General features: G+C 43.0%; 11 protein-coding genes and 17 tRNA genes. 3 read left to right on the plus strand and 25 right to left on the minus strand.

Annotation, left to right across the window (positions count from 1 at the left end; genetic code table 11):
* Window positions 1-33 precede the first annotated feature (33 nt).
* The 3 genes from AC6H04_RS07460 to yjbM are packed head-to-tail and all read right to left on the minus strand — an operon-like array spanning window position 34 to window position 2,385.
* Window positions 34-933: an RluA family pseudouridine synthase gene (locus AC6H04_RS07460; protein ID WP_497571111.1), complete on the minus strand. Its 900-nt coding sequence runs from the start codon at window positions 931-933 to the stop codon at window positions 34-36.
* A complete protein-coding gene (locus tag AC6H04_RS07465) occupies window positions 926-1,729 on the minus strand; it encodes an NAD kinase (RefSeq protein ID WP_497571112.1) in 804 nt (267 codons plus the stop codon). The genes AC6H04_RS07460 and AC6H04_RS07465 overlap by 8 nt, the downstream gene beginning before the upstream one ends.
* Window positions 1,729-2,385: a GTP diphosphokinase gene (gene yjbM, locus AC6H04_RS07470; RefSeq protein ID WP_497571113.1), complete on the minus strand. Its 657-nt coding sequence runs from the start codon at window positions 2,383-2,385 to the stop codon at window positions 1,729-1,731. Before yjbM ends, AC6H04_RS07465 begins: the two co-directional genes overlap by 1 nt.
* Window positions 2,386-2,704: 319 nt before the next feature.
* On the opposite strand from yjbM, the gene AC6H04_RS07475 reads away from it, so the two are divergent.
* Window positions 2,705-3,322: a DsbA family protein gene (locus tag AC6H04_RS07475; protein ID WP_497571114.1), complete on the plus strand. Its 618-nt coding sequence runs from the start codon at window positions 2,705-2,707 to the stop codon at window positions 3,320-3,322.
* A gap of 64 nt (window positions 3,323-3,386) precedes the next feature.
* On the opposite strand, the gene pepF is transcribed toward AC6H04_RS07475, so the two are convergent.
* The 5 genes from pepF to AC6H04_RS07500 all read right to left on the minus strand — a co-directional run bounded on the left by pepF (window position 3,387) and on the right by AC6H04_RS07500 (window position 8,612).
* Window positions 3,387-5,198: an oligoendopeptidase F gene (gene pepF, locus AC6H04_RS07480; protein WP_497571115.1), complete on the minus strand. Its 1,812-nt coding sequence runs from the start codon at window positions 5,196-5,198 to the stop codon at window positions 3,387-3,389.
* Between the two features lie 54 nt (window positions 5,199-5,252).
* Complete coding sequence (locus AC6H04_RS07485) at window positions 5,253-6,302, minus strand: competence protein CoiA (protein ID WP_497571116.1); 1,050 nt, start codon at window positions 6,300-6,302, stop codon at window positions 5,253-5,255.
* Window positions 6,303-6,457: 155 nt separating this feature from the next.
* The gene (locus tag AC6H04_RS07490; protein WP_497571117.1) at window positions 6,458-7,177 is read right to left on the minus strand and encodes an adaptor protein MecA; all 720 of its coding nucleotides are present in this window, start codon (window positions 7,175-7,177) and stop codon (window positions 6,458-6,460) included.
* A 154-nt stretch (window positions 7,178-7,331) separates the two neighbouring features.
* Window positions 7,332-7,736, minus strand: a complete 405-nt coding sequence (gene spx / locus AC6H04_RS07495; protein WP_497571118.1) for a transcriptional regulator Spx — start codon at window positions 7,734-7,736, stop codon at window positions 7,332-7,334.
* A 132-nt stretch (window positions 7,737-7,868) separates the two neighbouring features.
* Complete coding sequence (locus AC6H04_RS07500; RefSeq protein WP_497571119.1) at window positions 7,869-8,612, minus strand: MBL fold metallo-hydrolase; 744 nt, start codon at window positions 8,610-8,612, stop codon at window positions 7,869-7,871.
* 112 nt (window positions 8,613-8,724) lie between these two features.
* Here AC6H04_RS07500 and AC6H04_RS07505 point away from each other — a divergent pair, with 112 nt between their 5' ends.
* The gene (locus AC6H04_RS07505; protein WP_497571120.1) at window positions 8,725-9,228 is read left to right on the plus strand and encodes an antibiotic biosynthesis monooxygenase; all 504 of its coding nucleotides are present in this window, start codon (window positions 8,725-8,727) and stop codon (window positions 9,226-9,228) included.
* Window positions 9,229-9,303: 75 nt separating this feature from the next.
* Window positions 9,304-10,524, plus strand: coding sequence for a DUF2075 domain-containing protein (locus tag AC6H04_RS07510; protein ID WP_497571121.1), 1,221 nt, complete (start codon window positions 9,304-9,306; stop codon window positions 10,522-10,524).
* Between the two features lie 110 nt (window positions 10,525-10,634).
* On the opposite strand, the gene AC6H04_RS07515 is transcribed toward AC6H04_RS07510, so the two are convergent.
* The 17 genes from AC6H04_RS07515 to AC6H04_RS07595 form a co-directional block, all read right to left on the minus strand.
* Window positions 10,635-10,708 (minus strand) — tRNA-Asp (locus AC6H04_RS07515).
* Window positions 10,709-10,715: 7 nt separating this feature from the next.
* Window positions 10,716-10,789, minus strand: a tRNA-Met gene (locus AC6H04_RS07520).
* Between the two features lie 20 nt (window positions 10,790-10,809).
* A tRNA-Glu gene (locus AC6H04_RS07525) sits at window positions 10,810-10,881 on the minus strand.
* A 27-nt stretch (window positions 10,882-10,908) separates the two neighbouring features.
* Window positions 10,909-10,996, minus strand: a tRNA-Ser gene (locus AC6H04_RS07530).
* Between the two features lie 2 nt (window positions 10,997-10,998).
* Window positions 10,999-11,072, minus strand: a tRNA-Ile gene (locus AC6H04_RS07535).
* Window positions 11,073-11,076: 4 nt separating this feature from the next.
* Window positions 11,077-11,147 (minus strand) — tRNA-Gly (locus AC6H04_RS07540).
* A gap of 19 nt (window positions 11,148-11,166) precedes the next feature.
* Window positions 11,167-11,239: transfer RNA gene (locus AC6H04_RS07545), tRNA-Phe, on the minus strand.
* A 7-nt stretch (window positions 11,240-11,246) separates the two neighbouring features.
* Window positions 11,247-11,320: transfer RNA gene (locus tag AC6H04_RS07550), tRNA-Asp, on the minus strand.
* 7 nt (window positions 11,321-11,327) lie between these two features.
* A tRNA-Met gene (locus AC6H04_RS07555) sits at window positions 11,328-11,401 on the minus strand.
* A 6-nt stretch (window positions 11,402-11,407) separates the two neighbouring features.
* Window positions 11,408-11,497, minus strand: a tRNA-Ser gene (locus AC6H04_RS07560).
* 42 nt (window positions 11,498-11,539) lie between these two features.
* Window positions 11,540-11,613: transfer RNA gene (locus AC6H04_RS07565), tRNA-Ile, on the minus strand.
* A 16-nt stretch (window positions 11,614-11,629) separates the two neighbouring features.
* A tRNA-Met gene (locus tag AC6H04_RS07570) sits at window positions 11,630-11,703 on the minus strand.
* A 42-nt stretch (window positions 11,704-11,745) separates the two neighbouring features.
* Window positions 11,746-11,819, minus strand: a tRNA-Pro gene (locus AC6H04_RS07575).
* Between the two features lie 6 nt (window positions 11,820-11,825).
* A tRNA-Arg gene (locus AC6H04_RS07580) sits at window positions 11,826-11,899 on the minus strand.
* A 19-nt stretch (window positions 11,900-11,918) separates the two neighbouring features.
* Window positions 11,919-12,004 (minus strand) — tRNA-Leu (locus AC6H04_RS07585).
* Window positions 12,005-12,016: 12 nt separating this feature from the next.
* Window positions 12,017-12,088, minus strand: a tRNA-Gly gene (locus tag AC6H04_RS07590).
* Window positions 12,089-12,102: 14 nt separating this feature from the next.
* A tRNA-Thr gene (locus AC6H04_RS07595) sits at window positions 12,103-12,175 on the minus strand.
* Between the last annotated feature and the right edge of the window lie 56 nt (window positions 12,176-12,231).

Raw genomic sequence — 12,231 nt, forward strand, 5'->3', positions numbered from 1 at the left:
ATCCTTGCTTTCCTCGGGATGGCGTTTTTGGTGTTAGATGGTACTTTCGCGTTCAATTAGCGTTGCAAAATCATCAGGCATCGGCGCATAACACGTAATCTGCTGCTGCGAAAACGGGTTATAAAAGCTCACTGAAGCGCAGTGCAACGCCTGACGATGAATCCACGGATTCGTTTGCTGACCATACAGAAAATCACCCACTAAAGGATGCCCAATACTAGCCATATGCACCCTGATTTGATGCGTACGGCCAGTATGTAAACGGACTCGTAGCAGCGTTGATTGCGCCATCCGTTTAGCCAGCCAATATTCGGTTTGAGCCGACCTGCCGTCTTGGCGAACCATCCGTTTAATGAATGACCCGGGTTCTCTGCCAATAGGGGCATCAATCATACCGTGCTGCTGTGTCACAACCCCCGAAACAACGCAAAAGTACGTTTTTTTCAAGCTATGCTGCTTAAGTTGTGTGTCTAAAACGGTGTGGGCAAAATGATGCTTGGCAAAAATCACGATACCACTAGTTTCGCGATCTAGCCGAGTAACGATGTGAGTCACCTGACTAGCAGCGTGGGTACGCATCAAATAGCCTTTTACTCGGTTGACCATGGAATCATCCGCATAAATGTGTGATGGCACCGATGCGACTTCCGCTGGTTTATTAACCACCAGAAAATGAGCGTCCTCATAAAGAATCTCCAGCGGTGTATTGGATACCCTTAAATGATCACTGGGAATTTCCGGTGGCAAGGTCACTTCTAGCCGTTGATCAGTTTGCATTTTGTAGGTTACTCGGACTGGTAGTCCATCTACACAGATACTGCCACCTGAAAACTTAATTTGTTTCAGAAGCGTTCTGCTGATGCCCTGCTGACGCATAAACGTACGTACATAGATTGGCGAGTCGCCAGTATATTGCCAATCAAATTTAATCAACCGGTTTCACCCCAATGAAGGATTCTGACACCCGTTTCCAAAATTGCGTATGGCGGTACTGAGCAAAGGCAATCCGTTGCTTAGAAATTCGGTAGGTGACCGACTTAATCTGACGGTTTTCAACCATTTTCTGATCGCAAGTCATCAAGCTATCATCTAATTCGACCGGTTCTACCCGCACCCACTCGTTGGGTGAAATAATAATGGGCGAACCCAACGTTCGAAAAACACGGTTATTGATCGATGCGATCTCAGAAACTTGGACGACGTTTAACTCCGAACTGATCACTGCACCACCAGCGGATTTATTATAGGCTGTAGAGCCAGTTGGCGTTGAAACACACAGCCCGTCTCCCCGAAAAAGTTCAAATAACTGATCTTTAATATAGACGTTTGCCAGCATTGTGCCAGTAACTCTTTTGAGCGTTGATTCATTCAACGCCAGCATCTTTTCCTTATCCCCATTATTGTACTCAATCAAAATATCTAAGAGTGGATAACTGACGCTTTGGCCGTTATCGTGAACCAGACTATCAACCAATTCATCGACTTCATAATCACGCCAGTCAGTATAAAAGCCCAAATGACCAGTGTGAATACCCACAAACCGGATGCTGGCAAGTTGATCTTCATAGTGGTGAAAGGCAGATAACAACGTGCCATCACCGCCAACAGTGATCAGAATATCTGGATGGTCATTGTCTAAGGTCAAATGTTCAGCTTTAATCTTGGACTCCAGCGCGTTTGAAACACGCGTTGAGGCCGAACCCGTATTACTAAAAATACCAATTTTCATCACTGATCATCCCTTTTATTAGGTGGTTGCGGATCTGATCCTTTACCATACGAAAATAAGTGTTGCGCTTCTTGAATCTCTTCTCTGATCTCCGACATTTCGGTATCCAGTTTAAACGCAGCCTCTCCAGCACGCTGTAATCTGGCACTCAGTTCTTCTGGAAATTCACCTTGATACTTATAGTTTAAAGAATGCTCGATAGTCGCCCAAAAATTCATGGCAAGTGTTCGAACCTGGACCTCGGCTAAGATTTTTTTCTCACCTGTCACCATCTGAACCGGATACTCGATCACGATATGATAAGAGCGGTACCCACTGGGCTTTTCGTTATGAATATAATCACGCTCTTCAAGGATGGTCATGTCCGAACGTTTTCGGAGAATATCGACCACTTGATAAATATCTTCGACAAACTGACACATAATTCGTAACCCTGCAATATCTTGCATATCTTGTTCAAGTCGTTCCTCTGACACGTGCCGGCGATTCATTTTTTCCTTGATACTATCTACCGGTTTCACTCGGCCAGTCACAAATTCAATGGGTGAACGCTGATTTTTGTTTTGAAATTGCTTGCGCATTCCCCGTAATTTTACTTTTAGTTCATCTACTGCCTGGTTATAGGGCAGTAAAAAATGATTCCAATTTTCAATCAAGCTGTTCACCTCGATATAGTTTAAATTGACTGTGGTTGTTTTACAAACAGACTTTATTTTAGCATATTTTCAATTATGTTGGGTCACCGGATACTAGAAGAATCTGTCAACTCGATTGACATCCGTGCAGAACTTCAAATGTATTTGTATAACAGCGGAAAACAATAACACTGATTCTAGCAACCTTTGAAACCGTTTTTACCCTTTCTAACAGGATTTACACAGCCTAAATCCTTGCATTTCGCTCAAAATGCTTTATGATTATTTTTGAACTGAAGGTCGTTTACTAGTTAACGGCTAATTAATGGAGGAAATTACTTTGCTAGAAGTATATCTATTTATCAACCCATTAGGCAGTCGCTGTATGAAGTCGGAAAAATGTATTCTACGTCTCGCTGATCAAATTTTTGGTAACATTTCTTATCAATTTATTCCGCTTCTCAACCCGCAAATGATTGATCAGCATTTGAAAGCGACCAATCAAGACTGTCATGACTTAAATTTACGCAATGAACAATTCAACCTGCACTACCGCACCATTCTAGACTACAAGGCTGCTCTTTTTCAAGGAAAGAAAAAGGGCCGGTTATTTTTGCTAAACCTACAGAACCAAATCGTCGATCAGGGTCAACCCTATTCCGATAAATTAGTTTTGGAAGTTGCTAAGCACGTACACCTGGATCTTGAAATGTTTTCGGAAGATCGTCAGTCTGAGTTAGCCAGACGTGCTTTCCAAGCGGATCAACGTTTAGCTTCTGAGATGAACGTTGCCGATCCGTCCACTGCCATTTTGTATAATGCCGATGTTTCTGACTATGGCCTCATGTTGGAAGATGTCACTTATCAGGGTTTGTACGAAATCTGTGAGAACAATGGTTTACTCGCTAAGAAAGCATTAGAACATCAAAAATCTACACCTAACTTACATATTCTTTAATCCATGTGAGTTGCTGCAACAAAAAACGATCTGCAAATTTGCAGGTCGTTTTTTGCTTTGAGAATTACATTGTTTTTGCTAATGCCTCAAACTGATTTAATCGTTTTTCAAATTCAGCAAACGCTTGATCCAGATAAGCTGTTTGCGTCATATCAACACCCGCCTTTTGCATGACATTGATAGGATAATCCGAACTTCCTGATTTCAAATAATTCAAGTAAGCATCCCGTTTTGCAGTGTCGCCACTGGTAATTCGCTGAGCAAGAGTATTCGCTGCCGCAAAACCAGTTGCGTATTGGTACACGTAGTAGTTGTAGTAGAAATGAGGGATCCGTGACCATTCATCCGCAATTTCTGGATCTGAAATAACGGCCTCGCCATAGTACTTCTTGTTCAATTCCAAATAATATTGACTTAAAAACTCAGCCGTCAGCGGTTGGCCTGTAGCATCTTGTTCATGAATAAAATGCTCAAATTCAGCAAACTGCGTCTGACGAAAGACAGTCCCTTTAAAGCCGTCAAGATAGTGGTTAAGTACAAAGGCTTGCACTTGCTTTTCAGGATACTTTTTCAGCAAGTAATCCGTTAGCAACGTTTCGTTGGTAGTGGAAGCAATTTCAGCCACAAAAATTGAATAGTCTCCATACTGATACGGTTGATTATGGTTGGTGTAATAACTGTGCATACTATGACCCATTTCATGTACCAGCGTAAACAAACTTTCGAGATTATCCTGCCAGTTCAATAAAATATACGGTGCCGTATCATACATACCAGAAGAATATGCACCGGAGCGCTTACCCTTATTCTCCACCACATCGATCCACCGCGAGTCAAAGGCCTCTTGAACGTGACTTAAATAATCTGGTCCCATTACAGCCAGCGCCTTTAATGCTTCAGTCTTTGCTTCCTCGAAGGTATACGATAATTGAGGTTCCCCAGTAATCGGCGTATACAGATCATACATATGCAGTTCCGGTAATTTCAAAATCTGCTTACGTAAAGCAACATACCGATGTAGCAGTGATAGATGATCGTTCACGCTGGTTACCAGCGAATCAAACACACTGACCGGAATATGGTTAGCATTCATGGCAGCTTGACGAGCATTATCGTAATGATGCACAGAAGCTTCAAAATTATGGGTTTTAACGTTCCCAGAAAGGGTTGCAGCCAAGGTATGGCGGAACTGATGGTAGACCGCGTAAAGCTGCTTAAATGCCATTTTCCGCACTTCAGGCTTAGTTGATTGAATTAACTGATCGTACACCCCTTGCGTTAATTGGACGGTACCACCATCTTCATCCTCAACCACTGGGAATTCCAAATCAGCATCGTTTAACACGCCAAAGGTATTACTAGATGCACTCAACGCATCCCCTGCTTGAGCTAATAGTTTTTCAGCAGCGGGGGTTAAAACGTGTGCGCGTTCATCCGTAATCGTATGCAGATAGTGCTCATAAGGTTTAAGCGCCGGTTCACTTTTGAGCCACTGATTCAGCGTAGCCGGTTCAATCGCCAGCAGTTCTGGTTCAAACCAAGCAATGTTGCTTTCTAGCTTAGTGAACATATTCTGAGTGCGACCACTCAAAGCTTGATTCTCAGCATTTGAAGTATCCTGATCATGTTTTAAAGAAGCATAAACATAGAGTTTCTCAGCTGGTCGAATGGTGGTCATAATGGTTTCAATCACCTTCACCAAATCTTCAGAGCTATGGGCCATCTTACCCTCTAATTCAGGTAGGGTATTAATCTGTTTCATAACCTGATCAAAAGCTTGTTCAAAGGCTTGTCCATCTTGAAAAATAGGCGTCAGGTCCCAAGTTAATGCGGGATCAACCTGTTCTCGGGTTGGTAATTGCTTGATATCTGCCAACAGCAGCACTTCCTTTTCATCGAAATTTGTCACTGACCATAGCTTACCACACGACTAGTCAGGTAGTGCAACCAATTGCCATGATTTTTCATCCAGCGCTTTTAAAACTCCCTGCCGTTCTAACAGATCAACGTACCGTCGTAACTGTCTTCCCCAACTATTGACTAACTCCTGGGTCGTGCACTGGACAAGCTGAGATCCTTCAAAATGAGTACTGATCTTGGCTGCCCATTTTTCCAAATCAAGTTGTCGAATTAACGAACTGACTGGCCTTTCCATCAGTAAAACTGTCATCAACGCTGCCCAAATAACGGGTGAGCCGCAAATTAAGGGTTCACCATCAGTAAATTGATAGCAAACTTGTGGTATAGCCTGTAGCAAACTATGATGTTCATAGCAAAACTGTTGCATTTTTAGCCATTTAGGCATTTTGTAGTGTAACCCCATCTGAATTTGACGCTGAAGCTGTTTTTTTAGCGCCTTAATTGTCGGTTGCGGTCGTTTGACGGATTGATTACCGGTACTGGTTTTGGCCCAGCCTTGCAAGAATCCGGCGCCATCTATCGTCAAATGATGCCAGATGATCAAACACTGCTGACGCGTCTGCCAAAAAATAATGTACCACCCCAATTTGTAAGAATATTGAAGCCATTTTTCAGCGTGTCGAACAGTCGTGATTTTTTGTAAGTATGCCTCTCCTAATATCCAGACAACTTCCAACCCGTAACTACTGTAACCTTGGTTACGTTGCTGTAACTTGCCCACGGAAATTGGTGAACATTGGTATTCAACTGCCATTTTGCCGTTATTTCGTTTTAACAATAAGTCTGGACGTTGCGCCAGTGTTTTAATATAGGGTTCTAATTCAACGTTACCTTCGCCAAAATAGTCAGCTAACTGCCATTTACCCGTTAAATGTGCCTGACTTTCTGATTCACTAAATGGCTGACACGACGAATTGGGCCGATGGGCAAAATGCGCTATCGTTCGGGTACCACGTTTTAGCGTGACTTGTTCTCGACAACTTGGACAAAAATAACTTTTCTTTCGGTGAGCATTTATCGCCTGTACTGGACTGCTTTGTTCAGTTTGAGCAATTAGCATCTAGACACCTGCTCTCTTTTAGAGATTTAAAACTAACTACGAAAATAAACTCGCTTAATTTTTGTTCAAAATAACTGCTGCTGATCATGACAGTCGACACAAAAAAGCGTTAAACCAACTAAATTGGCTTAACGCTTTTGTATTACAACCATTGACTATTCTGCAGCAAAATAACGGCGGGTTAGTTGTAGCGCACTTTGCGCCATAATCTTTTTCCCATGTTCATCAAGAACATCGGCGGTAATCTTCGTTTTTTCTGCATACTCATAAGCAACGGCTAATTCATCTTTAATACTCTCAGGAGACATTTCATTCACACGGAAAATCAATTCCAAATAATAATCGTTCTTATAGTGATACAAGTTAGAAGCAGCGTCTGATAACTTCAATGCCTCAGCAATCGCAATCATATCGTCAAAGCTATGAAGGCGTAAAACTGTTGTATGAAGCGGTGACACTCTGCTGACCTTCGACGAGGTCTTATCCTCTGACTCAGCAACCCCTGATTCACCCTGGCCATCGTCGCTGTCAGTCTGCATCAATTGTCGCTTCAAAAAGTCAGGCACTTCGTCTTCGTTAACCATTTCAATGTCAGGAGATTCTGCGTCATCTTCATTATCGGTTGAATCATCATCCGCCCCACCTTTGCTGATAAACAACTCAAGTCCATTACGGTTAGGCAAGACTTGAAAAGTAACGGCATCTGTTTCTTGGAATTGGTGATCAACGTCAACTTCTTCCAAAATACTATAAAAGAAGCTTTCAATTTGCTTGTGGTTACCAAGCAGATCAAGGACGGTAATACCCCGTTGGGTTAAATCATCATTTCCGATCAAAACGCGAATCGTGTTCTCATTAATTCTTTCCATTTCCATGACCCAACACCTCTTTCTGCCCGCACCAAGATTTACCTATCTCCATACTAAAGAATTTTCGCAGTTTGTAAAGTATCTGGCTTAAAATTTTTAAAATATTGTGAATTAGACGTTACCGAAAAGAATCAAACGAACACTTTCAGTAATAATGATATTAGCCAGCATCTGCAGCTTCAATCGCTTTTTCAAGCTCTCTGACCCGAATATGTCGGGGTAAGAAACGCCGAATCTCGTCTTCATTAAAACCAACTTGTAGCCGCTTTTCATCGAAAAGTATCGGACGTCTTAGTAAACCCGGATGTTGCGTAATTAAGTTGATCAGTTCGCTTACTGGCAGGGTATCGATCTCGACCGTCAAACGTTTATAATCTTTCGACCGTTTCGAAATAATATCTTCCGTCCCATTTTCAGTCAACTGTAAGATCAGCTTAAGTTGTTTGGCATTTGGCACCTGAACAAAAATATTTTGCTCTACAAAGTCGACCTCGTGTGTCTTAAGCCATTTTTTGGCTTTTCGGCATGATGTACAACTTGGTGAAGTAAATAGCGTGACTGTCATAGGAATTGCCTCCAAACTTATAAGAACTGGGGGAATAATCACCATTGAACCATTTGCTATCTCAACTATAACAAACTCCCGGTTCACTGAGAATGGAATTCACTAAAACATCACGAACATCTCAGTTAATCGTCACAATTTGACCTGAAAGGTTTTGCGTAACTCGGCAAGCTTAACTGGAATTTGACCAGCCGGAATTTGCGCCTCGTGTTGTAACACAGTCAAATCCCCCACTTGCGGCAAGTGGGTCAGCATCAGTTGACCCACATGAGCATCAGCTGCCAACTGACCGGATTCACCGGCAGTCATGTGCCATTTAGTCCCAGTTTTATCATCAAAGAAGTTGGTATCTGTCATCAAGAGATCAGCATGATCCGCGAAATGTACCAATTCGGGAATATAGGCGGTATCGGCAGTGAAAACAAGGGTTTCACCAGTGGCGTCCTCGACAATTCGCATACCGAATGCGGGTACCGGATGCTTCATCGCCAAAAACGAAATCGTCAGTGGACCCAACTGTAAAACATCTGCCGGTGCGTACCCTTTCCCTTCGGAAGCATGGGGCCAAGTTAAACTACCAAACATTAAGGGGTCAGCAGTTGCCCCATAGATGGGCAGTACCTGTTGATTGGGTCTTTCTTCATGTAATTGCCAATAATATTGCAGTACCCCCACATCGGCCACATGATCATGGTGATAATGTGAAAGGATTACTGCGTCTAACTGTAATGGATCTAAGACTTTTTCTAAACTTAATAGCGCACCACTACCGCAATCCATCAGTAAATGATAACCATTTGACTCAATTAAATAACTACTCGTTCCAATACCGTTAGCGGGATAACCGCCATAATATCCTAGTACCGTTACCTTCATCTCTAAACTTCCCTTCAAATACTTTTTAGATAAAGACTTATGAGCGCCTTAAATTACCATTTTAGTTCAGCAAATTGTATAATAATGGTGATCCAGTCAGGAGGAATGAATTATGATTACTCGTATTAGTATCACCTATGGCACCAAGCAAGTTTTAACAAAGCTCCAAAGTCGCTACTCAGACCGACAATTATTGCTGCTGGATTCTTCTGCCTCTGGTGACAAGCTTGCGCTACTTGACGTTTCTGGAGAAGAATCAGTATTTAGCTCACCCATTCATTATGACATCAAACTCCACCGTGGAACAACTGATTGGCAGGGATTTATAAACTTTATTTACATTGATAACTTATCACCTGACGATCAAAAAATCTTTAATTCAAAAGCTAACCATTTCGTTACAACTGATCAAATGCCAGATGGAATGCGTTCAATCTATTTCATGAAAGAAGAAAAGAACCGTTCAAATAATATTGTGCTTTCAACTTGGGAAGACGCTGCTGACTTTTCCGCTTGGAAACAGGATGCTTCGTTTAAGCCATTCATTTATTTCCTAACTGGTAATAATAATTATCATGAAGCCAGCTATCACTTCTTTAAGCCTGAAAACAAGTAACCGTTAATGATGATCCATACGACCATGGCCGTGTGGATTATTTTCTTCGCAATTAATTAAGGAGAGAGAATTGATTTGCAAAATCAAGCAACAGAAAAATTATCACCTTTTAAAACACCTTCTCAAGAACAAAACCAGTTAATCGAAGAAGCTAAACATTTCATCTATGCGCATCTTCACGATACAACACCAGCTGTGTTTGTAATTACTGGTGATGCCGGCACCGGGAAAAGTGTGGTTTTAAGTCAGCTATTTTATCAACTTCAGCAGGCCGCTCACGATAGCACAAGTACCATGGCAAACACCAATAACTACTTTATGGTGAACCATCCAGAGTTACTCAAAGTTTACCGTAATATTGCTGGTGAATTACCAGTGCTTCTTAAGAAGAATTTTCAACGGCCGACAACGTTAATCAATCAAATGAATAAACGTCATGAATCTTTTGATGTGGGAATCATCGATGAATCGCATCTTTTGCTGTCTCAACCCGATCACTACAACAACTTTTACGGTCAGAATCAATTGTTATCATTATTAAAATTATGTCACGTCTTAATCATTGTTTTTGACGCCCACCAAGTATTAAGACTAAAAACATACTGGACGAAGGAGCGTTTACAGAAGCTGCTAGCCCCCTACACTCAGCGATGGGTTCACCTAAACCACCAATTTCGCATGCAGGCTGACGCTAGTTTGATCAATTGGATCAATCACTTTACTGAGGATAGAACCCTATTACCATTACAGTCGAGTTTTCGCCACCATTATGATTTCAAGATTTTTTCGGACGCAGAGGAAATGCGTCAAGCAATTGTTAATCAAAATAAGCACTTCGGGTTAGCCAGAATTGTTTCAACAACTGGTTACCCGTCCACTTTAGACGGTGGACAGCACTTTATTACTGAAGGACGCTTTAAACTGCCATGGGATCAGTATAATTATACTTCAACGCCTTGGGCAGAAATCCCAGAAACAATTAATGAAGTCGGTTCAATTTATACCTGTCAGGGGTTCGATCTCAACTACGTCGGACTGATTCTTGGCCCGGTCGTTAAATTATCTTCTGATCGGCAAAAAATCGAAATAGACACTGATAAGATTACTGATGTCGAGTCATTCAAACATCGAAGCGACATGGACGATCCAGAAGAAATTCTCAACGCTAAAATACAGCTAAATCTCAATGCCATTAATGTTTTGATGAAGCGTGGCGTAAAAGGTCTGTATCTATTTGCACACGATCCGGCATTGCGTACACGACTTTATGCTGAATATCAGGCAACTATGCCGTAAATAAGAGGAAAGCACTCACCGGCGCCAATCAAGAGGTCAGTGAGTGCTTTAATGATGGAAAATTTTTATTAATACAAAAAAATCGCCCCTTAGGCGATTAACGTAATGGACGGTCCGTACGAGACTCGAACTCGTGATCTCCTGCGTGACAGGCAGGCGTCCTAACCAGCTAGACCAACGGACCATTCGAATTGCGGGGGCTGGATTTGAACCAACGACCTTCGGGTTATGAGCCCGACGAGCTACCAGACTGCTCCACCCCGCGATAATATAAAGTTATTTTAATGACCCGTACGGGATTCGAACCCATGTTACCGCCGTGAAAGGGCGGTGTCTTAACCACTTGACCAACGGGTCATAACTATGAAAATAAAAGAAGAATAACGGAGAAAGAGAGATTCGAACTCTCGCGCCGCTTACGCGACCTACACCCTTAGCAGGGGCGCCTCTTCAGCCACTTGAGTATTTCTCCAATGGGCCTAAATGGACTCGAACCATCGACCTCACGCTTATCAGGCGTGCGCTCTAACCAGCTGAGCTATAGGCCCAAAAAGCGGGTAACGAGAATCGAACTCGCGACAACAGCTTGGAAGGCTGTGGTTTTACCACTAAACTATACCCGCATGGATCTTCTTTAAACAATGGCGCGGGACGGAATCGAACCGCCGACACACGGAGCTTCAATCCGTTGCTCTACCGACTGAGCTACCGAGCCATATAAACGGTCCGTACGAGACTCGAACTCGTGATCTCCTGCGTGACAGGCAGGCGTCCTAACCAGCTAGACCAACGGACCATACAAATTGCGGGGGCTGGATTTGAACCAACGACCTTCGGGTTATGAGCCCGACGAGCTACCAGACTGCTCCACCCCGCGATAATAAGGAGGATGAGAGATTCGAACTCTCGCGTGGTTTGACCCACCTGACGGTTTTCAAGACCGTTCCCTTCAGCCAGACTTGGGTAATCCTCCATGATAAAACAATGTGACTAATGATCATAACTAAGGACCATATGGACCTTGTAGGACTCGAACCTACGACCGGACGGTTATGAGCCGTCTGCTCTAACCAACTGAGCTAAAGGTCCGAGTCAAAGATCAAAATCGCGGCGGGGGGGATCGAACCCTCGACCTCCCGGGTATGAACCGGACGCTCTAGCCAGCTGAGCTACACCGCGATGGCGTTTAAATAAAAAACTATCTAATAACTTTTATTTAAATCGGGAAGACAGGATTCGAACCTGCGACCCCCTGGTCCCAAACCAGGTGCTCTACCAAGCTGAGCTACTTCCCGTTTAAATGCACCCAGTAGGAGTCGAACCTACAACCTTCTGATTCGTAGTCAGACACTCTATCCAGTTGCGCTATGGGTGCAAAATATTAAAATGAAAAATGCCGAGGACCGGGATCGAACCGGTACGGTCATCACTGACCGCAGGATTTTAAGTCCTGTGCGTCTGCCAATTCCGCCACCCCGGCGTATATGGCATAAGCGGAAGACGGGATTCGAACCCGCGACCCCCACCATGGCAAGGTGATGTTCTACCACTGAACTACTTCCGCATATTAAATTGAAATGCCGACTAGAAGATTCGAACTTCCGACCCCCTGTTTACAAGACAGGTGCTCTACCAACTGAGCTAAGTCGGCAACACAATAGACATAGTATCAAACCTAACTTTTAATGTCAACATGAAGATTGACGC

This window comes from Secundilactobacillus sp. MJ173 (assembly GCF_059704265.1).

Coding starts and splice junctions, on each gene's coding strand:
- AC6H04_RS07465 (WP_497571112.1), bottom strand. CDS start 1,729: ATGAAAATTGGTATTTTTAGTAATACGGGTTCGGCCTCAACGCGTGTT.
- AC6H04_RS07485 (WP_497571116.1), bottom strand. CDS start 6,302: ATGCTAATTGCTCAAACTGAACAAAGCAGTCCAGTACAGGCGATAAAT.
- AC6H04_RS07490 (WP_497571117.1), bottom strand. CDS start 7,177: ATGGAAATGGAAAGAATTAATGAGAACACGATTCGCGTTTTGATCGGA.
- spx (WP_497571118.1), bottom strand. CDS start 7,736: ATGACAGTCACGCTATTTACTTCACCAAGTTGTACATCATGCCGAAAA.
- AC6H04_RS07500 (WP_497571119.1), bottom strand. CDS start 8,612: ATGAAGGTAACGGTACTAGGATATTATGGCGGTTATCCCGCTAACGGT.
- AC6H04_RS07505 (WP_497571120.1), top strand. CDS start 8,725: ATGATTACTCGTATTAGTATCACCTATGGCACCAAGCAAGTTTTAACA.